Origin of the sequence: Rhizobium pisi (assembly GCF_003938655.1) — a bacterium.
GTDB classification, from domain to species: domain Bacteria; phylum Pseudomonadota; class Alphaproteobacteria; order Rhizobiales; family Rhizobiaceae; genus Rhizobium; species Rhizobium pisi.
In genome coordinates this window covers 240,000-261,181 of the sequence record NZ_RJJT01000001.1, presented here as the reverse complement: position 1 = coordinate 261,181, position 21,182 = coordinate 240,000, and the positions used below count along the sequence as shown (strand labels likewise).

Annotated in this window: 19 protein-coding genes, 1 tRNA gene and 1 riboswitch; of the genes, 6 read left to right on the top strand and 14 right to left on the bottom strand. The window is 61.5% G+C overall.

What is annotated here, in order from left to right:
* Window positions 1-11: 11 nt before the first annotated feature.
* Complete coding sequence (locus EFD55_RS01365) at window positions 12-887, bottom strand: transporter substrate-binding domain-containing protein (protein WP_125842243.1); 876 nt, start codon at window positions 885-887, stop codon at window positions 12-14.
* Window positions 888-1,305: 418 nt separating this feature from the next.
* Between EFD55_RS01365 and EFD55_RS01360 the strand changes: the two genes are divergently transcribed.
* On the top strand, window positions 1,306-3,309 hold the full coding sequence (locus EFD55_RS01360; RefSeq protein ID WP_125842241.1) for a methyl-accepting chemotaxis protein: 2,004 nt from the start codon (window positions 1,306-1,308) through the stop codon (window positions 3,307-3,309).
* Between the two features lie 45 nt (window positions 3,310-3,354).
* Here EFD55_RS01360 and EFD55_RS01355 read toward each other — a convergent pair whose 3' ends face one another.
* Window positions 3,355-3,747: a VOC family protein gene (locus tag EFD55_RS01355; RefSeq protein WP_125842239.1), complete on the bottom strand. Its 393-nt coding sequence runs from the start codon at window positions 3,745-3,747 to the stop codon at window positions 3,355-3,357.
* Window positions 3,748-4,173: 426 nt separating this feature from the next.
* Here EFD55_RS01355 and EFD55_RS01345 point away from each other — a divergent pair, with 426 nt between their 5' ends.
* Window positions 4,174-4,452: a hypothetical protein gene (locus EFD55_RS01345; protein WP_125842236.1), complete on the top strand. Its 279-nt coding sequence runs from the start codon at window positions 4,174-4,176 to the stop codon at window positions 4,450-4,452.
* A gap of 22 nt (window positions 4,453-4,474) precedes the next feature.
* Here EFD55_RS01345 and EFD55_RS01340 read toward each other — a convergent pair.
* Both EFD55_RS01340 and EFD55_RS01335 read right to left on the bottom strand, forming a co-directional pair.
* Window positions 4,475-4,548 (bottom strand) — tRNA-Gly (locus EFD55_RS01340).
* A 59-nt stretch (window positions 4,549-4,607) separates the two neighbouring features.
* Window positions 4,608-5,702 (bottom strand): 2'-deoxycytidine 5'-triphosphate deaminase, encoded by a 1,095-nt coding sequence (locus tag EFD55_RS01335; protein ID WP_164737521.1) that lies wholly within the window; start codon window positions 5,700-5,702, stop codon window positions 4,608-4,610.
* Between the two features lie 73 nt (window positions 5,703-5,775).
* Window positions 5,776-5,854, top strand: a riboswitch (SAM riboswitch).
* 43 nt (window positions 5,855-5,897) lie between these two features.
* Between EFD55_RS01335 and EFD55_RS01330 the strand changes: the two genes are divergently transcribed.
* Entirely contained in the window at window positions 5,898-7,082 is a 1,185-nt protein-coding gene (locus EFD55_RS01330) for an O-succinylhomoserine sulfhydrylase (protein WP_125842234.1), read from the top strand.
* Window positions 7,083-7,360: 278 nt separating this feature from the next.
* Window positions 7,361-7,753 carry a Co2+/Mg2+ efflux facilitator ApaG/CorD gene (gene apaG, locus EFD55_RS01325; protein WP_125842686.1) on the top strand — a complete coding sequence of 131 codons (393 nt, stop codon included), beginning with the start codon at window positions 7,361-7,363 and terminating at the stop codon, window positions 7,751-7,753.
* A 100-nt stretch (window positions 7,754-7,853) separates the two neighbouring features.
* Here the strand turns inward: apaG and EFD55_RS01320 are convergent, their stop codons facing one another.
* The 3 genes from EFD55_RS01320 to EFD55_RS01310 form a co-directional block, all read right to left on the bottom strand.
* A complete protein-coding gene (locus tag EFD55_RS01320; RefSeq protein ID WP_125842232.1) occupies window positions 7,854-8,855 on the bottom strand; it encodes an Hsp33 family molecular chaperone in 1,002 nt (333 codons plus the stop codon).
* A gap of 91 nt (window positions 8,856-8,946) precedes the next feature.
* On the bottom strand, window positions 8,947-9,861 hold the full coding sequence (argF, locus tag EFD55_RS01315) for an ornithine carbamoyltransferase (protein WP_028756221.1): 915 nt from the start codon (window positions 9,859-9,861) through the stop codon (window positions 8,947-8,949).
* Between the two features lie 42 nt (window positions 9,862-9,903).
* Window positions 9,904-11,103: an aspartate aminotransferase family protein gene (locus tag EFD55_RS01310; RefSeq protein ID WP_125842230.1), complete on the bottom strand. Its 1,200-nt coding sequence runs from the start codon at window positions 11,101-11,103 to the stop codon at window positions 9,904-9,906.
* 424 nt (window positions 11,104-11,527) lie between these two features.
* Here EFD55_RS01310 and EFD55_RS01305 point away from each other — a divergent pair, with 424 nt between their 5' ends.
* Window positions 11,528-12,061, top strand: a complete 534-nt coding sequence (locus tag EFD55_RS01305) for a GcrA family cell cycle regulator (RefSeq protein ID WP_125842228.1) — start codon at window positions 11,528-11,530, stop codon at window positions 12,059-12,061.
* 70 nt (window positions 12,062-12,131) lie between these two features.
* On the opposite strand, the gene phoB is transcribed toward EFD55_RS01305, so the two are convergent.
* The 7 genes from phoB to phoR all read right to left on the bottom strand — a co-directional run bounded on the left by phoB (window position 12,132) and on the right by phoR (window position 20,039).
* Window positions 12,132-12,815 (bottom strand): phosphate regulon transcriptional regulator PhoB, encoded by a 684-nt coding sequence (gene phoB, locus EFD55_RS01300; protein ID WP_003570612.1) that lies wholly within the window; start codon window positions 12,813-12,815, stop codon window positions 12,132-12,134.
* A 135-nt stretch (window positions 12,816-12,950) separates the two neighbouring features.
* Complete coding sequence (phoU, locus tag EFD55_RS01295; protein ID WP_062944924.1) at window positions 12,951-13,664, bottom strand: phosphate signaling complex protein PhoU; 714 nt, start codon at window positions 13,662-13,664, stop codon at window positions 12,951-12,953.
* 44 nt (window positions 13,665-13,708) lie between these two features.
* Entirely contained in the window at window positions 13,709-14,524 is an 816-nt protein-coding gene (gene pstB, locus EFD55_RS01290) for a phosphate ABC transporter ATP-binding protein PstB (RefSeq protein WP_125842226.1), read from the bottom strand.
* Between the two features lie 15 nt (window positions 14,525-14,539).
* Window positions 14,540-15,859, bottom strand: a complete 1,320-nt coding sequence (gene pstA / locus EFD55_RS01285; RefSeq protein ID WP_125842224.1) for a phosphate ABC transporter permease PstA — start codon at window positions 15,857-15,859, stop codon at window positions 14,540-14,542.
* Window positions 15,856-17,337 carry a phosphate ABC transporter permease subunit PstC gene (pstC, locus tag EFD55_RS01280; RefSeq protein ID WP_125842222.1) on the bottom strand — a complete coding sequence of 494 codons (1,482 nt, stop codon included), beginning with the start codon at window positions 17,335-17,337 and terminating at the stop codon, window positions 15,856-15,858. The genes pstA and pstC overlap by 4 nt, the downstream gene beginning before the upstream one ends.
* A 162-nt stretch (window positions 17,338-17,499) precedes the next feature.
* Window positions 17,500-18,534, bottom strand: coding sequence for a substrate-binding domain-containing protein (locus EFD55_RS01275; RefSeq protein WP_125842219.1), 1,035 nt, complete (start codon window positions 18,532-18,534; stop codon window positions 17,500-17,502).
* Between the two features lie 281 nt (window positions 18,535-18,815).
* Window positions 18,816-20,039, bottom strand: a complete 1,224-nt coding sequence (gene phoR / locus EFD55_RS01270) for a phosphate regulon sensor histidine kinase PhoR (protein WP_125842217.1) — start codon at window positions 20,037-20,039, stop codon at window positions 18,816-18,818.
* Between the two features lie 242 nt (window positions 20,040-20,281).
* Here phoR and ppk2 point away from each other — a divergent pair, with 242 nt between their 5' ends.
* Entirely contained in the window at window positions 20,282-21,163 is an 882-nt protein-coding gene (ppk2, locus tag EFD55_RS01265; RefSeq protein ID WP_125842215.1) for a polyphosphate kinase 2, read from the top strand.
* Window positions 21,164-21,182 lie beyond the last annotated feature (19 nt).

The window sequence follows — 21,182 nt, the reverse complement described above, 5'->3', positions numbered from 1 at the left end:
CGGTTGCGGCGTCAATAGAGCCCGTAGGGAAAATAGCGCAGATAGATTTCCTGAAGACGGCCGTTGCGCGATAGCGCGGCGAGCGCGTGATCGATGGCCGATGTCAGGACGCTATCCTTCTGCCGCAGCATGATCGTCATGCCCTCGCCGAGGAAATGTTCGGAGAGATAAGGGCCGTCGAAGAGCGCACAGCATTTGGCCGAGGCCGGCGAAGAGACCCAGAAGGAAAGCTGCAGCGCATCGGCAAAGGCGGCATCGACTTTGCGCTCCTTGAGCGCGGCAAGCAGGGCTTCCTTCGTATCGAACGGCTCGGCCTTGAGGGCCGGGAAGAAAGCGGCCAGCATCGTTTCGTGCACCGTGCCCCTGACGACGCCGACCGGCCGGCCCGAAAGCGCGGCAGCCGTCTTTCCATCGATCGGCGCCGCCAGATTGCGCACGAAGCGCGCCGGCAGCATCAGATAGGGCCTGGAAAAGACGAATTGCCGGCGCAGCTCCGGCGTCACGGCAAGCCCGGCAATGACGGCATCGCCCTGCGAGGCAGCGAGCGCATCCTTGAGATCGGCAAAGGGGATCGCCTGGATCTCGCACTTGTCCGATATCTCAAGTTCGCCGCAGATTTCGCGGGCAAGGTCGACGTCGAAACCGGAAAGCTTGCCGTTCTGATCGGTGAAGTTGAAGGGCGGAAAATCGACCGACGTCAGGAAGCGCAGGCGAACCAGCGAGGAAAGGTCCGGTTTGGCCAGGCGCTCGCGTGCATCGAAGAGCAGCGGCAGCGAGGGTGCCGCCTGCTGGGCGGATGCGGCAAAACTCAAAAGGAGCGCACCGAGAAACAGCCCGCACGCGAGAACACCCTTCAGGGCCATGGATGCCAGCTTGGATTGCATCATCGTGATCGAGACTCGGGTTAATCGGGAAGCGTTGCCGCGGCGGCGAGATGTATCAGAGTCATCCGCGGCGGGGAATATGCGGGGAGTGCGGATGGCTTCGGTTTCAGACCTCAAGGGATATGCCGCAATGCCTCGATTCCCTCTTCGCCCGAGGAGAGAAGAGACTTGAGACGCCGTCCGAGGATAACAATTCAGCCCCTAAAAATTGCGGGCATCCGCCGTCCGCTGTTAGCGCAGAATTAAAGAATATCGCCTTTTATTTGTGGCGACGACATCGGACCCCGCCAGCCGATCGCATGATGCACGCGTCAGTCCAAACGTATCCTTGAACCGCGATATTGAAGCAGCGTTTTTTCTGCAGCAATTGATTTCAAAAGCACCGGGCGCGCGACGTGCCCGTCAATCGGGTGACATTTCCATGTTGAAGCATCTGAAAATCCGCACGAAAATCATTTCGGTCGTAGCGCTGCTCGGGCTGATCACGATGGCCGGGCTGACCTATGTCATCTCCGAGTTCCATCGCGCGGACGCCGCCTACAGCGCCTTCATCGATCATGAGGCGCAGGCCTCGATGCTGAGCGCGCGCGCCAGCGCATCGGCGGTTGCCTCGGTGCTGCAGGTAACGCTGCTTGCCGACATGAAACCCGATACGCCGGAATTCCAGACGGCACTCGCCACACCGAGCAAGCTGCCGCAGGCCCGAGATCGCATGAAGCAGGCGCTGGCACTGGTGCCCAGCCGCAAGCCGGCGATCGATGAGATCCAGGCCGGCATCGATGAAATCGAGACCCTGGCGAACAAGATCATCGAGCAGAGCAAGGCTAAGGACAGCGCCGGCGCGCTTTCGAATGTTGCCCTGATCAATGCCAAGCTCAATGCGCTGACGCCGAAAATGATCGCCAACAATGATGCGATGATGGCGATGCTCACCGATGGTGGCGACGCGCTCTCGGCCTCGATCAACGGGCGGATCGTCTTCTGTTTTGTGCTGATCGGCGTCGCCGTGCTCGCCGCGGTCGGCTTCAGCGTTGTTGTGGCCCAGATCGGCATCGCCGGTCCCATGACGCAACTGCGCCAGCGCATGACCCGGCTTGCCGAGGGCGATACCACAAGCGATGTCGGCGGCCTCGACCGCCGTGACGAAGTCGGCCAGATGGCAAAGGCCGTTTCGACCTTCCGCGACAACGCGATCGAGCGCGTCCAGATCGAGGCGCGTGCCGAAGCCGACCGCAACGTCAGCGACAGCGAGCGCCGTGAAAGCGAGGCGCAGAAGGCACGCGAGGCATCCGAACTCGAACGCGCCGTCGCGGCACTCGGCGACGGCCTGCGCCGCCTTGCCGCTGGCGATCTCGCCTCGCATATCAATGAGCCCTTCGTCGCGCATCTCGATGCGCTGCGTGAGGATTTCAACAATTCGGTCGAGAAACTCAACGAGACCATGCATACGGTCGGCGCCAACGCCCGGGCGATCAGTGCCGGCGCCAACGAGATCCGCTCTTCTGCTGACGAGCTTTCCAAGCGGACCGAACAACAATCGGCCTCCGTCGAAGAGACGGCGGCGGCGCTGGAGGAGATCACCACGACAGTGCGCGACGCCGCCAAGCGTGCGGAGGAAGCGAGCCAGCTCGTCGCCCATACCCGCCTCGGCGCTGAAAAATCAGGCGATGTCGTCCGCAAGGCCGTCTCCGCCATGCAGCAGATCGAGAAGTCCTCGGGCGAAATCTCCAACATCATCGGAGTCATCGACGACATCGCCTTCCAGACCAACCTGCTTGCTCTCAACGCGGGCGTGGAAGCTGCCCGCGCCGGCGATGCCGGCAAGGGTTTTGCGGTCGTCGCCCAGGAAGTGCGCGAACTCGCCCAGCGCTCGGCCAAGGCCGCCAAGGAGATCAAGGCGCTGATCAGTACCTCCGGCACGCATGTGCAGACCGGCGTTTCGCTGGTCGGCGAGACCGGCAAGGCGCTCGACGCGATCGTCCATGAGGTGCAGGAAATCAACCAGCACGTTCACGCAATCGCCGAAGCCTCCCGCGAACAGTCGATCGGGCTGCAGGAGATCAACACCGCCGTCAACACCATGGACCAGGGTACGCAGCAGAATGCGGCAATGGTCGAGGAATCGACGGCCGCCAGCCACAACCTCGCCACTGAGGCAGCAGCGCTCAACAATCTGCTCGGCCAGTTCAGGCTGACGGGCACCGGCGGCTTCGCCGCCGCCGCACCGATCACGTCGGCCCGGCCACCGGCCGCAGCGCCGCGCGCCACCGCGCGCCCGGCTGCCAAGGCACCAGTGCGTGTTGCCGAAAGCACGGCACGCCCGAAGGCTTCGCCGGCCCGTGCCCTCGGCCAAAAGCTCGCCAACGCCTTCGGCGCAGGCGGCAGCACACCGTCCAGCAAGGATGCTGATTGGACCGAGTTCTGAGGCGATCGAAACAGCTATTGGCAAGGGCGGCTGCGGCCGCCCTTTCTATTTGGCGATCTCCCCCGGCCGCCAGCCGATCTCGACGAGGATCTTTCCGGGCGCCGTGCAATAAAACAGCCAGCCGCCACGCATCGCGGCCGGTGGGCCGGACAGATCAGCACCGGCTGCAACGAGCCCGGCATGGACCGCATCGACATCCGCCCTTTCGGGCAGGATGAAGCCGACATGATAGGTCTGGCGCTGCAGTTCGACCTGATCGGCAGTGCCGAACTTCGCAATCGCGTGGCTAAGGACGATTTCGAGCCCGGCGTCATCCTCCAGGATGGCGAGGCCGTTCAGGCCGCGCATGTCCTTGAGCCGCAGCCCGAAATGGCGGATGAAGAAATCCGCCGTGGCAGCGATATCGGGCACATGGAAATCGAGATGGTTCAGGCGCATAACAGTCTCCGTTCGAAAAAATCCCGGGACTGCCTTTTGCCGTCTCCGCACGCCGCCGGGATCCCGCATCTTCATGCGGATCACGTCGCGGGTTCTCGTGCCATGGCACGGAGCAGAGCTTCTTGAGAGCGCTGTTAACGCTCCAACGGAAGGGATCGGGCTTACCTCAACCGATCCTGCCTTTTTCGACGATGCCGATCTAGCAGACGGCGCCGGCTTCGACAATGGATGGGTTTGCCACACGACTGGTGGAACGTGATTTTCACCCTAGCATCAATAGGTGGATGTCCGGCCGTCCGGCAGAGCGATCACGGCGCTCCCGGCGACGCTTCCCGAAGGATTGAAGAGCGGCATGGGCATTTGTGTCGTGAACTCTCTCCGGCAAGGCGTAAAGTGATGGCGTTCACGGTATTGGGAGGGATGGATATGAAAGCTGCAATCATCTGCCTCGTCGGCACTCTCGCTCTTTCGGGATGCGACACCGTCAGCTACGGCGGACCGGGCCTCGAACCCATCCCCGGAAGCATCACCTATAACGGCCAGCCGCGCACCAAGCTCACCAAATCACCTGTTGGCTCTGCCTTTCCGCATAATTTCATCGACCAATACGGCCGGCAGGTGGAGGAAACCTACATCATCCAGCCGGACCGAAGCCTGATCATCGCACATCGCCAATACAAGCCGATCCGGTTCTTCGGGGATTAGGCGCATCAGTCATCGTGGGAATTGGAGCGGGTGAAGGGAATCGAACCCTCGTATTCAGCTTGGGAAGCTGCTGCTCTACCATTGAGCTACACCCGCGACGAAGCGAGATTTCCAACAGATGGGGGCGGCTGTCAAGTCGCGCCCGCCGGGAAGGTTCAGATGCGGAAGTGCTTCGAGAGTTTAAGGCCCTGGGCTTGGTAGTTGGAGCCGAGGCCGGAGCCGTAGAGGCTGGCGGGCTTTTCCTGCATGTGTTCGTAGACGAGGCGGCCGACGATCTGGCCGTCTTCGAGGATGAACGGCACTTCGTGGCTGCGCACTTCGAGCACGGCGCGGCTGCCGCGCCCGCCGGCCGGCGCATGGCCGAAGCCCGGATCGAAAAAGCCCGCATAATGGACGCGGAATTCGCCGACCAGCGGGTCGAAGGGGGTCATCTCGGCCGCATAATCCGGCGGCACGTGCACCGCCTCGCGCGAGACGAGGATATAGAACTCGTCGGGATCGAGGATCAGTTCGTTGCGGCCGCGGCTGTAGAGCGGCTCCCAGAAATCGAAGATATCGTGTTGGGCCTTCTTGTCGACGTCGACGACAGCGGTGTGGTGCTTGCCGCGATAGCCGATCAGGCCGTCCTTGTCTCCGGCGAGGTCGATCGACAGTGCGATGCCCCCGCCGGACACGTTTGGCAGCTTGCTGGCGACCAGCGTCTCGCTTTCATGCAGCTTCAGGAGTTCCGGCTCGCCGAGCAGGGCCTGGCCGACGCGGAAGCGGATCTGCGATAGGCGCGAGCCGCGGCGCACGACGATCGGGAAGGTGCGCGGGCTGATCTCGAGATAGAGCGGGCCGGAATAACCGGCCGGGATCTTGTCGAACTCCTGGGCGTAATCGGTGATGACGCGGGTGAAGATATCCAGCCTGCCGGTCGAGCTCTTCGGGTTGGCCGAGGCCGACATGTCGGCGGGAAGAGCAAGGCTCTCCATCAGCGGCACGATGTAGACGCAGCCGGTTTCGAGCACCGCGCCTTCCGACAGGTCGATCACATGCAGGCTCAGCCGGTCGAGCTTGTCGGACACCAGATGCGAGGGGCCGGGCATGAAGCTGGCACGCACGCGAAAAGCCTTGGCGCCAAGGCGCAGGTCGAGGCTTGCCGGCTGGATCTGGTCGCGGTCCAGCTCCCGTTCGGAGATCAGACGCTCCGTTTCGAACAGCGCTGATATCGCGCGATCCGCCAGAATTCCCGTTTCACGAGCCATCATGCCTCATCCATCATTTGCCGCCGACAAAACCAAACTCGGGGAATTGACGCAAGCAGCTAACAGCAGTATTGCAGAATTATCCCGTGGTGATTTGGCCGGTCGGCTTGCAGCCACGTTAAACAAGTGGCTAAAAAGACCGGGTTGAAACCGGTCTGCTGTTGCGACCGGTTTTTTTTGTTATGTGAAGGTGATGGCATGAGCAAGACCTGGCGCCCGGCAACCCAACTCGTCCATGGCGGCACGCTGCGTTCGCAATATGGCGAAACGTCCGAGGCAATCTATCTCACGCAGGGTTTCGTCTACGATACGTCGGAGGCGGCCGAAGCCCGTTTCAAGGGCGAGACGGACGGCTTTATCTATGCCCGCTACGGCAGCCCGACCAACGACATGTTCGAAAAGCGCATGTGCATGCTGGAAGGCGCCGAAGACGCCCGCGCCACGGCCTCCGGCATGGCCGCCGTCACCGCCGCCATCCTCTGCCAGCTGAAGGCCGGCGATCATATCGTCGCTGCGCGCGCTCTGTTCGGCTCCTGCCGCTGGGTTGTGGAAACGTTGGCGCCGAAATACGGCATCGACTTCACGCTGGTCGACGGTCGTTACCTCGAGAACTGGGAAAAGGCGATCACGCCGAAGACCAAGGTGTTCTTCCTGGAAAGCCCGACCAACCCGACACTCGAGGTGATCGACATCGCCGGCGTCGCTAAGCTCGCCAACCAGGTCGGCGCCAAGGTCGTCGTTGACAACGTCTTTGCAACGCCGCTCTTCCAGAAACCCTTGGAACTCGGCGCCCATATCGTCGTCTATTCCGCGACCAAGCATATTGACGGCCAAGGCCGGTGCCTTGGCGGCGTGGTGCTTTCCGACAAGGAATGGATCGACGAGAACCTGCACGACTATTTCCGCCATACCGGCCCGGCCATGTCGCCGTTCAATGCCTGGACGCTTCTGAAGGGCATCGAGACGCTGCCGCTGCGCGTCAAGCAGCAGACGCAGAATGCGGCGAAGATCGCTGATTTCCTGGCCGAGCAGGGCAAGGTCGCCAAAGTGATCTATCCCGGCCGCAAGGACCATCCGCAGGCCGATATCATCGCCAAGCAGATGACGGGCGGCTCGACGCTGGTCTGCTTCGAGCTGAAAGGCGGCAAAGAGGCTGCCTTCGCGCTGCAGAACGCGCTCGATGTCGTCAAGATCTCCAACAATCTCGGCGACAGCAAGAGCCTGATCACGCATCCGGCAACGACGACGCACAAGAACCTGACGGAAGAGGCGCGTGCCGAACTCGGCATCTCGCCCGGCACGGTGCGCTTTTCGGCCGGCATCGAGGATACGGACGACCTGATCGAGGATTTCGCGAAGGCGCTCTCCAAGGTCTCGGCCTGATCCGGAGCATGATGCCGAAAAGCGTGAGCGGTTTTCGGACGACATCATGCTCTATATCTAAGACAAGGACGGCCGAACCTCACCCGGGTTCGGCCGGACCGGCGGCGGAACAAGTTTACCCGTGCCGGCGTTCCGAAGCAGAATTAACACTGACAATTAGGCTTAACGATCGAAAACCCTTCGATCATGACTGTTTCATCAATGATCAACGTTCCGTTCCTTGACGGACAGGGCCTCTTATAAGATACGGGTAACATATCTTGACTAAGGTGCAAGGCATGTATCGCGCCCTCACAAGAGATATCGAAGTTGTAGTCGAACCGTTCTATCTGGAGGAGCAATCCGATCCGGAAGACGACCGCTATGTCTGGGGTTACCGGATTGTCATCAGCAACAATTCCGGCATAGCCGTTCGCCTGGTCAACCGCTACTGGAATATCACCGACCAGAACGGACAGGTGGACGAGGTGACCGGTCCCGGTGTCGTCGGCGAACAGCCACGGCTTAGCCCGGGCGACACCTACGAATATTCCTCCGGGTGCCCGCTCGATACGCCCTCCGGGCTGATGTTCGGCCATTACCAGATGGAAACGGACGAAGGCGAGCTGTTCGATGTCGACATACCCGCCTTCTCGCTGGATTCACCGGGGCTGCTGCGCGTCCTCAACTAAAGCGCGTCGCGATCTTTCAGATTCGCTCCTCGCGCTTTAGGTCTTTGTTTTTACGCATGTCGTTATCGCAAAACCGCCGCACACTTTTGCGCGACATGCTCTAGGCTTTTTGCTCGACCGGCTGAAGCTCGGCCGGATCGAAGCGATAGGTGGTCGAGCAGAATTCGCAGGTAACAGCGATCTCGCCATTTTCCTGGCTGGCTTCGATTTCCTCGGCGCTGAAACCCTTCAGCACGTTGCCGATCTTTTCACGCGAGCAGCTGCAGCGGTCGAAGACCGCGCGCGGTTCGTAGACGCGGACACCGCGCTCATGGAACAGACGGAACAGCAGCCGCTCCGTGCCAACAAGCGGATCGGTGAGTTCATCGGCGTCGATGGTTTCGACCAGCGAACGGGCTTCGACCCAGGCATCGTCCTCGCCATGCGGGCGGTTGCCGGTGTCGCCGTCGCCGCCGTGGAGATCCGGCTGGCGCATGCGCTCCGGCGCCTCCGGCAGGAACTGAGCGACAAGGCCGCCTGCCCGCCAGCGATGGCGGGGCTTGCCGGCATCGTCGCGATCGAAGAGTTCGGCGGCTGCAAGACGCACACGCGTCGGGATCTGCTCCGACTGGCGGAAATAGACGCCGGCGATGTCCTCGAGCGAGGTGCCGTCGAGCGCGACGATGCCCTGATAGGGCTGGCTGAACTTGCCCTGATCGATGGTGAAGGCGAGCACGCCCTTGCCGAGCAATTGCTCCGGCTCGGTCTCGCCTGCTGCAACCGCCTTGGCGAGCAGCGCCTGATCGAAACGCGCATAGGCGCGGACGTTTTCCGGCGTCGAGAAATCGGCAACGAGAAGATCGACCGGACCATCGCCCTTTGTCTGCACCGTAAACTTGCCGTCGAACTTCAACGAGGTGCCAAGCAGCACCGTCAGCACGACGACTTCGGCAAGCAGCCGGGCAACGGGCGCGGGATAATGATGGCGCTCGAGGATCGCATCGAGCATCGGGCCGAGTTGGACGGCGCGGCCGCGCACATCCAGACCCTCCACCTGAAAGGGGACGACATGATCATCGCCGGCGAAATCGAACTGGCCGAGGGCGGCTGCAGCTTCTGCCATGGCTTTCACTCCTAGTTTTCAGAGCGATGGGCCAGCGTGCCCGCCGCTCGCGCGGTCGCGAGTTTTTGACTCGGCGACACCAGATTATGGTTCAGATCGCGCCCAGGCACCAAGCAAGAATCGACTTCTGCGCATGAAGACGGTTTTCCGCTTCATCGAAGACCACGGATTGCGGGCCGTCGATCACTTCATCCGTCACTTCCTCACCGCGATGAGCGGGCAGGCAATGCATGAACAATGCATCATTGCCGGCCTTCGCCATCAAGGCCGCATTGACCTGATAAGGCTGGAAGACATTGTGACCCCGGGCCCGATGTTCCTGATTCATGGAGACCCAGGTATCGGTCACCACGCAATCGACGCCGGCGACCGCACGGTCGGCATCATGGCAGAGCATGATTTCGGCGCCCTCATTGCGGGCCCAGTTCAGATAGTGATCCTTGGGCTCGGAACCAAGAGGCACCGCCATGTTCATGCGATAGCCGAAGCGGGCAGCGCCCTCGACCAGCGAATGCAGCACGTTGTTGCCGTCGCCGGTCCAGGCGATGGTCTTGCCCTTGATCGGGCCGCGATGCTCCTCGAAGGTCATGATATCGGCCATGATCTGGCAGGGATGGGTGTCATCCGTCAGCGCATTGATCACAGGTACGGTCGCATGCTCGGCAAGCTCCAGCAGCCGCGAATGCTCGGTCGTGCGGATCATGATCGCATCGACATAGCGCGAGAGCACCTTGGCGGTGTCGCCGATCGTCTCGGCGCGGCCGAGCTGCATCTCGGTGCCGGAGAGGAACAGCGTTTCGCCGCCGAGCTGGCGCATGCCGACATCGAAGGAAACGCGGGTGCGCGTCGACGGCTTCTCGAAGATCATCGCCAGCATCTTGCCGGCGAGCGGCTTGTCGCCTGTGCCGGCCTTGAAGGCCTGCTTGCGGGCGAGCGCATCGTTCATGATGGTTCTGAGATCGGCTGATGTGACCGCCGAAAGGTCGAGGAAATGTTTAGGAGCCATATCGTGTTCTTACCTGTCGTGCGCCCGTAGGCGGCAATCCGTTCAAGCCGTCTTCTTGACCTTGGAGGCGCGAATGCTCTCGGCGGCGCGCTCGATGCGGACGAGGCCCTCGCGGGCCTCCTCGGCGGTGACGACGAGCGGGGGGAGAAGGCGGATGACGTTATCCCCGGCGGGCACGCCGAGCAGATGGGCGGCGCGGATCGCCTGCAGCAGTTCGGCGGAAGGAATAGCAGCCTTGATGCCGAGCAGAAGCCCCTCGCCTCTGATATCCTCGATCACGTCGGGATAACGATCCTTCAACGAGGCGAGACCCTGGCGGAAGACCAGCGCGACGTCACACACCTGCTGGAGGAAGCCTTCGGCGAGGATGATGTCGAGCACGGCACTGCCGACGGCCATGGCGAGCGGATTGCCGCCATAGGTCGAACCATGCGTGCCGGCCTTCATGCCGGAGGCGGCCTCGGCGGTGGCAAGGCAGGCGCCGAGCGGGAAACCGCCGCCGATGCCCTTGGCGACAGCCATGATATCGGGGGTGATACCCGACCATTCATGGGCGAAGAGCTTGCCGGTACGGCCAACGCCGGTCTGAACCTCGTCGAGGATCAGCAGCAGGCCCTTCTCGTCACAGATCTGGCGAAGCGCCTTCATGAATTCGGTGGTGGCGGGACGGACGCCGCCCTCGCCCTGCACCGGCTCGATGAGAATTGCGGCCGTGGCATCGGTGACCGCGGCGCGGACAGCTTCGATGTCGCCGAACGGCACCTGGTCGAAGCCCGGCGCCTTGGGGCCGAAGCCTTCGAGATATTTTTCCTGGCCGCCGGCAGCGATCGTCGCCAGCGTCCGCCCGTGGAAGGCGCCTTCAAAGGTGATGATATGGAAACGCTCGGGATGGCCCTTGGAATACTGGTAGCGACGCGCCGTCTTGATCGCGCATTCCAGCGCTTCCGCGCCCGAGTTGGTAAAGAACACCTTGTCTGCGAAGGTAGCATCCGTCAGGCGCTTTGCCAGGCGCTCCTGGCCGGGAATTTCATAAATGTTCGAGAGGTGCCAGACCTTGTCGGCCTGCTCCTTCAGCGCATTGACCACATGCGGGTTGCTATGGCCGACTGAGGTGACGGCAACGCCGGCGCCGAAATCGAGATATCGCTCGCCGCTTTCGGTGACCAGCCACACGCCCTCGCCTCGCTCGAACCGCAGCGGGGCACGAGAATAGGTGTCATAAAGCGGCGCGGCTTCAGCCATAGCGCGATCTCCCGTCAATGTTATCAAGGCGCTGGACTCCGGCTAAGGAAACCAGGTCCGAAAAATCAAAAATGCCGCCTTGCGGCGGCGAGTGGCACTATTTCCTTTTCGCGCTGCAATGTCAACAAAACTGCGCCCTTAGCGTATGCAGCAAGCTTGTACAGCGGCATTTTCGACCTTCAACAGGCATTATTGCAGAAATGACACGCAGGGGCAGCAAGTTGGGGAAAACTCCGAATTCGATTCATCCGGATTCATGCGACTCTTGTCACGGAGTCAGCCTCACACTAGGTTAAAGTTCAATTACTAGACTGCATGCGGCGGAACTAGTCACCAAAATTGATCAGGCGTTTCTTGTTTCGGAGACTTCCGGGACAACGGTGAGGGATTCTGCCATCACCAACGCAAAAGGTGGAGACAGGGCATGAACTGGACAGACGAGCGGGTCGAGAAACTCAAGAAGCTTTGGGCCGAAGGACTGAGCGCCAGCCAGATCGCTGCGCAGCTCGGCGGGGTCAGCAGAAACGCGGTCATCGGCAAGGTGCACAGGCTCAGCCTTCCCGGCCGCGCCAAGGCCGGCGGCACGGCCACCACGGCGCGAACGCCCAAGCGCGCGACATCGGCGCCGCGCGCACCGAACTATGCCTCGCGCATCGCTACCCGCACCGTTACCCGCCAGCAGGGCGCAACGATGCTGAAGGAAGAGATCGAGATCGAAACGATCGAGGAAATGGAATACGTGCCGGCCGGCAACGTGGTCGTGCCGATTTCCCGCCGCCTCGGCCTGACGGAACTCACCGAACGCACCTGCAAGTGGCCGGTCGGCGATCCGCTGAAGGACGACTTCCACTTCTGCGGCTGCGAATCCCCGGACAATTCGCCCTATTGCGGCTATCACCAGAAGCTGGCCTACCAGCCGGTCAATGAGCGCCGCAGGGCGGCCGCGCGCATCAGCTAAGCGAGCGAACATTGTCACATGAGAAACGGGCCAAGCGGCCCGTTTTTTTATGCGATTGGAATGGAAGCCGTCAAGCTTCCATCGAATAACCGGCGCCGCGGACGGTGCGGATGACGTCCTGCATGTTGGAAAAGTTCAGCGCCTTGCGCAAGCGGCCGACATGGACATCGACGGTGCGCTCGTCGACGTAGATATCGTGACCCCAGACGCCGTCCAGAAGCTGCGAGCGGGAGAAAACCCGGCCCGGCGACGACATCAGGAATTCCAGCAGGCGGAATTCCGTGGGGCCGAGGCGGACTTCGCGGCTCTTGCGATGGACGCGATGGGTTTCGCGGTCGAGTTCGATATCGCCGCATTTCAGCACCGTGGACAGAACTTCCGGACGGGCGCGGCGCAGCATCGCCTTGACGCGGGCGACGAGCTCGGGCGTCGAGAAGGGCTTGACGACGTAATCGTCGGCACCCGTCGAAAGCCCGCGCACGCGCTCGCTCTCTTCGCCGCGCGCCGTCAGCATGATGATCGGCAGGCGCTCGGTTTCCGGCCGCATGCGCAGGCGCCGGCAGAGCTCGATGCCGGAGACGCCGGGCAGCATCCAATCGAGGATGAGAAGATCGGGCGTGCGCTCCTGAAGCCTGATTTCGGCCTCGTCGCCACGAAGGATGGTATCGACCTCGAAGCCTTCTGCTTCGAGATTGTAGCGAAGAAGCACGCTGAGGGCTTCCTCGTCTTCAACAACTGCAACTCTCGGGATCATGCGTGTTGGTCTCCTCGCGCACGATCCTTAAACCGGGGGTGATTTAAGCACGGGATCTTGCGCAAAATCAGAAAGTGGCTGCGACCTCTTTGCGCGCCCGGATGGGCGCGCACGCAATCGGCAGGTCCGGAACCGTTATTCCGTCACAGCGCCAACGGTGTTGGCGCTGTCGTCCTTTGGACGATCGCCTTCCGGCTGCGCACCTGTCGCCATGTAGAAGATCGTCTCGGCGATGTTGGTGGCGTGGTCGCCAATGCGCTCGATGTTCTTGGCACAGAAGAGGAGATGCGTGCAGCTCGTAATGTTGCGCGGATCTTCCATCATGTAGGTCAGGAGTTCGCGGAACAGCGAGGTGTACATCGCGTCGATCTCGTTGTCGCGTTCGCGGATCGCGTTCGCCTTGTCGGCGGAGCGATTGGTGTAGACATCGAGCACTTCCTTGAGCTGGACGAGCGCCAGTTCGGAGAGATGCTCGAGACCGCGGGCGAGCTTGCGGGGAACGCCGGTGCTCTGCACGGCGATGACGCGCTTGGCGGTGTTCTTGCCGAGATCGCCGACACGTTCGAGATCGGCGGCGATCCGGATCGAACCCATGATTTCACGCAGGTCCGAGGCCATCGGCTGACGGCGGGCGATCGTGACGATCGCCTTGTCGCCGATTTCGCGTTCGGCGTGATCGAGGATCACATCGTCGGAGATGACCTTCTGCGCCAGCGCGGTATCGCCGTTGACCAGCGCCCGGACGGATTCGCTGACCATCTGCTCGGCCAGGCCGCCCATCTCGGAAATCCGCCTGGACAGGAACTTCAGATCATCATCATAGGCAGAAAAAATATGTGTCGATGCCATGGGGCTTTATCCTCGAATAACGGGAAGGCTTGCTGTCGCCAAAATCAGCCGAAGCGACCCATGATGTAGTCCTGGGTGCGCGGATCGTCGGGATTGGTGAACATCTTGTCGGTGTCGTTCTCCTCGACGAGGTTGCCGAGGTGGAACATGGCGGTGCGCTGCGAGACACGCGCGGCCTGCTGCATGGAGTGGGTGACGATGACGATCGTGTAGTTCTCGCGCAGTTCGTGGATCAGTTCCTCAACCTTGGCGGTGGCGATCGGGTCGAGCGCCGAGCAGGGCTCGTCCATCAGGATGACTTCGGGGCTGACAGCGACGGCGCGGGCAATGCAGAGGCCCTGCTGCTGACCGCCGAAGAGGCCGGTGCCGGATTCGTGCACGCGGTCCTTGACTTCGTTCCAGAGGCCGGCACGCTGCAGGCTGGTCTCGACGATCTGGTCGAGATCGGCCTTCGACTTGGCAAGGCCGTGGATGCGCGGGCCGTAGGAGACGTTTTCATAGATCGTCTTCGGGAACGGGTTCGGCTTCTGGAAGACCATGCCGACGCGGGCGCGAAGTTCGACGACGTCGATATCGGGATCATAGATATCGTCGGTGTCGAGCGTGATCTTGCCGGTGACGCGGCAGCCGTCGATCGTATCGTTCATGCGGTTGAGGCTCCGCAGGAAGGTCGACTTGCCACAGCCCGAGGGGCCGATCAGCGCGGTTACGGTGTTTTCGCGGATGTTCAGGTTCACATCGAAAAGCGCGCGCTTCTCGCCGTAGTAAACCGAGACATCCTGTCCGATCATCTTATACGGGACGTTGCTCATCTTCTGATCCAGCGCCTTTTCAACTGCTGCTTCCGTCAACATGTTCATGATGTTTAACTCCGTTTACCAGCGGCGCTCGAAGCGACGACGCAAGAGGATGGCGCCCATGTTCATGACGATCAGGAACAGGAGCAGGACGATGATGGCACCCGAAGTACGCTCCACGAAGGCACGTTCGGCCTCGTTTGCCCACATATAGACCTGCACGGGCAGGGCCGTCGAGGGTTCGAGCGGCGTCGCGGGTGCATTGGCGACGAAGGCGACCATACCGATGAGGAGCAGCGGCGCGGTCTCGCCGAGCGCGTGCGCCAGGCCGATGATCGTGCCGGTGAGGATACCGGGCATGGCGAGCGGCAGAACATGGTGGAACACCATCTGCATCTTCGAGGCGCCGAGGCCGAGCGCTGCAGCGCGGATCGACGGCGGCACAGCGCGGAGGGCGGCGCGTGTCGCGATGATGATCGTCGGCAGGGTCATCAGCGTCAGCACCAGACCGCCGACCAGCGAAGCCGAGCGCGGCAGGCCGACGAAGTTGATGAAGACGGAAAGACCGAGCAGACCGTAAACGATAGAGGGAACAGCGGCGAGGTTGTTGATGTTGACCTCGATCAGGTCCGTCAGCTTGTTCTTCGGCGCGAACTCCTCGAGATAGATCGAGGCGGCGACGCCGATCGGCAGGGCAAGCACGAGCACGATCAGCATCAGGTAGAGCGAGCCGATCAGGGCGACGCCGAGGCCCGCGGCCTCCGGACGGCTGGAATTGCCGTTGACGAAGAGGCCGGTGTTGAACTGCTTGTGGAGAGCGCCGCTCGCCTTCAGCTCGTTCATCCAGGCAACCTGCTTGTCGTTGACCTTGCGGTTCTTCTCATCGACCGAAAGGTCGATCTGGCCCTTGTTGGCACTGTCGACATTGGCGTCGGCGAGCACCGTGACGTTGACCGTCTTGCCGATGATCGAAGGATCGGCAACGACCATGTCGCGCAGCTGGATCGGCGCACCCTTGGAGAGCATGGCGGTCGCATCGCGCACATCGGGACGGCTCGAAGCATTGATGTTCAGCTGCTTGACGATCGAGTCACGCAGGAGAACCGGATAGTTGGCGGCGACCAGAACCGAAGGGTCGGTGGCGCGCTTGTTGTCCGGGTCGATCGTCTTCTCAACAAACTCGATCGGCAGAGTGATCGCGGTCTGCTGGAAGGCGGTGTAGCCTTTGCCGATCACCGTCCACAGCAGGATGAAGAGGAAGACCAGACCGAAGGTGATGGCGGCGATGCCATAGGCCTGGAACCGGCGTTCGGCGGCGTAACGGCGCTTGATGCCGATATCGCGGCGCGCAGGCGCTTTGGAAACGGTGACGCCGGCGGGAGAAACAATATCCGTCATTCGTACTGCTCCCGGTATTTTCGCACGATGTAGAGCGCATAGATGTTGAGGCAAAGCGTGATGCAGAACAGCGTGATGCCAAGGGCGAAGGCAACCAGCGTCTGCGGCGAGGTGAACTCAAGGTCGCCGGTCAGCTGGTTGACGATCTTGACGGTCACCGTCGTCATCGGCTCGAAGGGATTGATCTGGATGCGGGCGGCCACACCGGCGGCCAGCACGACGATCATGGTTTCACCGATGGCGCGCGAGGCGGTCATCAGCAATGCGCCGACGATGCCTGGAAGGGCTGCGGGCAGAACCACTTTCTTGATGGTTTCCGAGCGCGTGGCACCGAGACCGAGCGAACCGTCACGCAGCGCCCGCGGCACGGCGGTGATGATATCGTCCGACAGCGAAGACACGTAAGGGATCAGCATGATGCCCATGACGATGCCGGCCGTCAGAACGCTCTGCGCCTGAATGAAGTTGGTGTAGCTGCCGGAGAGCAGGCCGCTGATCTGGGCGGAGAAATCGCGCAGGAACGGGCCTACGGTAACGAGCGCAAAGAAGCCGTAGACGATCGTCGGAATGCCGGCGAGCACTTCGAGCAACGGCTTTGAAATCGCGCGCACTTTCGGCGAGGCGTATTCGGCCATGTAGATGGCGGCGAAGAGACCGACCGGCACGGCAACCAGCATGGCGACCAGACCGATATAGAGCGTGCCGAGCAGCAGCGGGATGAGGCCGAACTGGCCGAAGGACGAGCCGCCGGCGCCGGCGAAGCGCGGATCCCAGACGGTGCCGAAGAAGAAATCGACGGCCGGAACGACCGCAAAGAAACGCGCGGCTTCCGACAGCATCGAAAGCACGATGCCTATCGTCGTCAGGATGGCGATCGACGAGGCGAGCAGCAGGCCCCAGAGCATGACGCGCTCGACACGGTTGCGGGCACGGAAACGCGGAGCAATGACGCGCAGCGCATAGAAGGCGCCGGCAATGGCGAGAGCGAGGACGATCACCGTCATAGCGAGACGGCTCGTCATGCTCATGGCGTTGAGCTTCTTGGCGGCATCAACCATGTAAGGCTGCGGCTGACCGGCGAGCGGCACACCCTTTTCGCTGAGCTTGGCCTGCAGGGCGGCCGGATCGGTCGCCACTGCCGCCGCTTCGTCGGCGGTCAGCATCGTCAGGCCTCGTGCGACCGTCGCCACCATCGAATAGCTCAGATCCAGCTCGACGGCGGCTTGGGCCTTGACGTCGTCAGGGAAAGCGCCACGAACGGAGGACTGGATGATGCCGGGGCTGACGGAAAGCCAGACGCAGAGGACGAGGAGGGCAGGAAGAAGCGCCCAGATCGCCGCATAGGCGCCGTAATAGGCCGGCCGTGAATGCAATGCAGAGGATCTGCCTCCGGCAAGCGCCGTGGCACGGCTGCGCGCGACCAGATAGGCGGCGGCGCCGATCACCACAAGGCACAAAAGTAGGATGGATGTGCTCATTCGTTACGTCCCCAGGCTCACAGCCCCAAGCCCGGCAGCTTCATCAGCCTGCCTTCGGCTTACAATCATGCGGAATGAATTCAATCCTGCGACGGACATGCCGGCGGCAGGGAGATAAAGCAATGCCGGCGCGGGCCTGAAGGCGCCGCGCCGGCATTGTCATTACATGGACTTGCCGGCTTCGACGTCCTTGCGGATCGCTTCGCGCTCAGCATCCGGAGCGGCAACGAGGCCGTATTCAGCGAGCGGGCCGTCGGGGCCGATCATCTTGTCGGATACGAAGAAGTTGACGTATTCCTTCAGGCCCGGAACGGCGCCGAGATGTGCCTTCTTGACATAGAAGAACAGCGGGCGGGAAACCGGATAGGTGCCGTTGGCGATCGTTTCGGTCGACGGAACGATGCCGCTCATGCTCGCAACCTTGAGCTTGTCGGCGTTGTTTTCATAGAAGGAAAGGCCGAATACGCCGACGCCGGTCTTGTTGGCGGCGATGCGTGCGAGGGTTTCCGGATAGTCGCCGTCGATGTCGACTGCAGCGCCGTCCTTGCGGACTGCAACGCATGCCTTGCCCTGGGCGGCCTTGTCGGAGATTTCCTTGGCGATGACGTCAAGAGCGCCCGAAGCCTTGCAGCCGGCGGCGAGAACGTTCTGTTCGAAGACTTCGCGCGTGCCGTGCTTTTCGCCCGGGATGTAGGCAGCGATATCAACAGCCGGGAGCTTCGGGTTGACTTCCGACCACTTCTTGTAGGGGTTGGCGACGAGCTTGCCGTCAACGACGACCTGGGCTGCGAGGGCCTTGTAGATGTCGGCCGGAACGTAAGCAACGTCGGGGTTGGACGAGTCGGTTGCGAAGACGATGCCGTCATAACCGATCTTGACTTCCTGGATGTCGGTTACGCCGGCAGCCTTGCAGGCTTCGGCTTCATTCTTGTTGATCGGACGCGAAGCGTTCGCAACGTCGATGGTGTCTTCGCCAACGCCCTTGCAGAATTCCTTCAGACCAGCGCCCGTGCCGCCGGATTCAACGACCGGCGTTTTGAAGTTGGTGAAGGTTTCGCCGAAGGACTCGGCGACGATCTTTGCGTAAGGCAGGACGGTGGACGAACCAGCAACCTGAATCTGGTCGCGGGCGACGGCAGCGCCAGCGAAAGCAGCAGTTGCAGCGAGCGCGGCAACGGTGAGCTTGAAGGTGTTCATGTAAATCTCCCGGCATTTGGGCTTGTGTGAGTGCGGCCTATGAGAGGCCCTCGCAGTGCCTTTTTTCATCGGCGGGACTCTCTTAGCGCTTTAAGCCTCGTCCTTTTATGTCAAACTGATGAAACATTTGTGACAGTTTAAGCTATTGATTTATAATTGAAAATTATAACTCGGCCGATTAATCGTGTCAGCGAGCAGAAAAGTTCGGCGGTCAATCTACCTCGCGTTGTATAAACCGGCTGCATATTGGCGACGAGAGGAGGACGACTGCCAACACATTGTCAGAAGCGAACTGTAAAATCCGTGCCCTTGCCGACTTCCGATTTTACGATCAGCCGCGCCCGGTGGCGTGTGAGGATATGCTTGACGATCGCAAGGCCGAGGCCGGTGCCTTTCTTGGACCGGCTATCCTCGATACTGACGCGATAGAAACGCTCGGTCAGGCGCGGCACGTGCTCGGCCGGTATGCCGGGGCCTTTGTCGACGATGCTGACCTCCACCGGGTTGCCCGCGCCGTTCTTCAGCCAGACATCGACGATTTCGCCCTCCTGGCCGTATTTGCAGGCATTTTCCATCAGGTTCTCGAAGACCTGGACAAGCTCGTCGCGGTCTCCAAGCACCTCCACCTTGCCGTCGGGCAAATGCAGGTTGATGTCGACGCCGACGTCCCTGGCGAGCGGCACCAGCGAGTCCCTGACATGGCCGAGCAGCGGCACCAGATCGATCTTCTCGTCAGGCGCGATATGCGATTTCAGCTCCAGGCGGGAGAGCGACAAAAGGTCGTCGACCAGCCTGCTCATGCGCGTCGTCTGATCGAGCATGATGTTGAGAAATTGCGCCTGCGCCTTCGGATCGTTCTTGGCCGGCCCCTGGATGGTCTCGATGAAACCGCGCAGCGATGCGAGCGGCGTGCGCAGCTCATGGCTGGCATTGGCGACGAAATCGGACCGCATGCGGTCGATGCGGCGGACCTCTGAAATATCGCGGAAGGAGAGGATGAAATAACGCTCGCGCAACCCCTCCTCGGCCTCGAATTCGACGGGGGCGCTGCGCACGATATAGACCCGCTCGGAGGGCAACCGCTCGGAATGCTCGATCTGGTTCGGCGCATTGGTGGCGATGGTTTCACGAACCATGTCGAGAACGCCGGGCGAGCGCAGGCGGGCGGAAATGTGGGCGCCGAGCGTCACCTCGCCGAAGGCTTTTTCGGCGGCGCGGTTCTGGAAGAGCACCGAGGCATCGTCGGACAGCACCATGACGGGGATATCGAGGCCAGCGAGCGTGGCCGACACCTCGGCCAGGCGGCTCGGCGGCGCCTCCGGCTCGATCTCCACCGGTTCGACGGCTTCGGCCTTGATCACCGGCGCCTCGTTGAAAAGCGCGGTCAGGATCATGGCGAGGAGCAGGATGAGCACGGCCCATTTGTTCATGCCGGCGGCGAGAGCCACGAGGGCGCTCAGGATCGCCGCGAGCAGCACCGGCCGTTCGCGCCGGATGCGCGCCAACAGGCTCTTTGTCCACGATGTTTCGTCTTGCTAGTGCCCTCGCGGCGTCGATTCGTTTATCGTCATATTGAACTCTGCCTGATAGCGGCAATTCATGACAGAAGTTTTCGGACAGTGTCTCCGATGCGAAAGGCCGCAGCAAAAATCCGCAAAAAACTCCAGGCCAAAAGCGAAAGATTTGATTTTCAACGGTAAATATGTTCGCCTGCGGCAGGAGAAACAAGCAGGCGCAGGAGGACCATATGGACGAGGACGTCGAAAACAGAGCCGTGGAGCTGGATATCCGGGACAAGAAACGCGTCTTCGATGTCGACGATCCCATCCTGCCGGACTGGGTGGAGGAAAAAGCGCTGGCATCCGGCGATTTTCCCTACAAAAAGAAGCTTGCGGAAGAGGACTATCTGGAGCAGCTGGAAAAGCTGCAGGTGGAACTCGTCAAGGTGCAGTTCTGGCTGCAGGCGACCGGCAAGCGGGTGATGGCGCTGTTCGAGGGACGCGACGCGGCCGGCAAGGGCGGCGCGATCTCAGCTTCCTCGGCGCATATGAACCCACGCCTTGCGCGTGTCGTGGCACTGACCAAGCCCACCGAACGCGAGCAGGGACAATGGTATTTCCAGCGCTATATCGCGCAGTTTCCGACATCAGGCGAGTTCGTGCTCTTCGACCGCTCCTGGTACAACCGCGCCGGCGTCGAGCCGGTCATGGGCTTCTGCACGCCGCAGCAATATGAAGACTTCCTCAAACAGGCGCCGCAGCTCGAAAAGATCATCGCCCTTGAAGGCATCTTCTTCTTCAAATTTTATCTCGATATCGGCCGCGAGATGCAGCTCAAGCGCTTCCACGACCGCAGACACGATCCGCTGAAAGTCTGGAAGCTGTCCTCGATGGATATCGCGGCGCTGACGAAATGGGGCGACTACAGCGCCAAGCGCGACCGGATGCTGAAGGAAACCCACGCGGATTTCGCGCCCTGGACTGTCATCCGCGCCAACGACAAGCGGCGAGCGCGCCTGGAACTGATCCGCCACATGCTGAACAGGATGGATTATGACGGCAAGGACAAAAAGGCGCTCGGCACAGTCGACGAGGAGATCATCGGCTCCGGGCCTGGCTTTCTGAAATAACGCCTTCCGAAATAGACCG

Excerpts from the sequence above, each read along its gene's own strand:
- EFD55_RS01310 (WP_125842230.1), bottom strand. The coding sequence starts at position 11,103 with ATGGCTGAAGCCGCGCCGCTTTATGACACCTATTCTCGTGCCCCGCTG.
- EFD55_RS01275 (WP_125842219.1), bottom strand. The coding sequence starts at position 18,534 with ATGAACACCTTCAAGCTCACCGTTGCCGCGCTCGCTGCAACTGCTGCT.
- EFD55_RS01335 (WP_164737521.1), bottom strand. The coding sequence starts at position 5,702 with ATGATGGCTCGTGAAACGGGAATTCTGGCGGATCGCGCGATATCAGCG.
- EFD55_RS01305 (WP_125842228.1), top strand. The coding sequence starts at position 11,528 with ATGAACTGGACAGACGAGCGGGTCGAGAAACTCAAGAAGCTTTGGGCC.
- EFD55_RS01365 (WP_125842243.1), bottom strand. The coding sequence starts at position 887 with ATGATGCAATCCAAGCTGGCATCCATGGCCCTGAAGGGTGTTCTCGCG.
- phoU (WP_062944924.1), bottom strand. The coding sequence starts at position 13,664 with ATGGCATCGACACATATTTTTTCTGCCTATGATGATGATCTGAAGTTC.
- pstA (WP_125842224.1), bottom strand. The coding sequence starts at position 15,859 with ATGACGGATATTGTTTCTCCCGCCGGCGTCACCGTTTCCAAAGCGCCT.
- apaG (WP_125842686.1), top strand. The coding sequence starts at position 7,361 with ATGTATCGCGCCCTCACAAGAGATATCGAAGTTGTAGTCGAACCGTTC.
- argF (WP_028756221.1), bottom strand. The coding sequence starts at position 9,861 with ATGGCTCCTAAACATTTCCTCGACCTTTCGGCGGTCACATCAGCCGAT.
- EFD55_RS01360 (WP_125842241.1), top strand. The coding sequence starts at position 1,306 with ATGTTGAAGCATCTGAAAATCCGCACGAAAATCATTTCGGTCGTAGCG.
- EFD55_RS01355 (WP_125842239.1), bottom strand. The coding sequence starts at position 3,747 with ATGCGCCTGAACCATCTCGATTTCCATGTGCCCGATATCGCTGCCACG.
- EFD55_RS01345 (WP_125842236.1), top strand. The coding sequence starts at position 4,174 with ATGAAAGCTGCAATCATCTGCCTCGTCGGCACTCTCGCTCTTTCGGGA.
- pstC (WP_125842222.1), bottom strand. The coding sequence starts at position 17,337 with ATGAGCACATCCATCCTACTTTTGTGCCTTGTGGTGATCGGCGCCGCC.
- EFD55_RS01330 (WP_125842234.1), top strand. The coding sequence starts at position 5,898 with ATGAGCAAGACCTGGCGCCCGGCAACCCAACTCGTCCATGGCGGCACG.
- pstB (WP_125842226.1), bottom strand. The coding sequence starts at position 14,524 with ATGAACATGTTGACGGAAGCAGCAGTTGAAAAGGCGCTGGATCAGAAG.
- EFD55_RS01320 (WP_125842232.1), bottom strand. The coding sequence starts at position 8,855 with ATGGCAGAAGCTGCAGCCGCCCTCGGCCAGTTCGATTTCGCCGGCGAT.
- ppk2 (WP_125842215.1), top strand. The coding sequence starts at position 20,282 with ATGGACGAGGACGTCGAAAACAGAGCCGTGGAGCTGGATATCCGGGAC.
- phoB (WP_003570612.1), bottom strand. The coding sequence starts at position 12,815 with ATGATCCCGAGAGTTGCAGTTGTTGAAGACGAGGAAGCCCTCAGCGTG.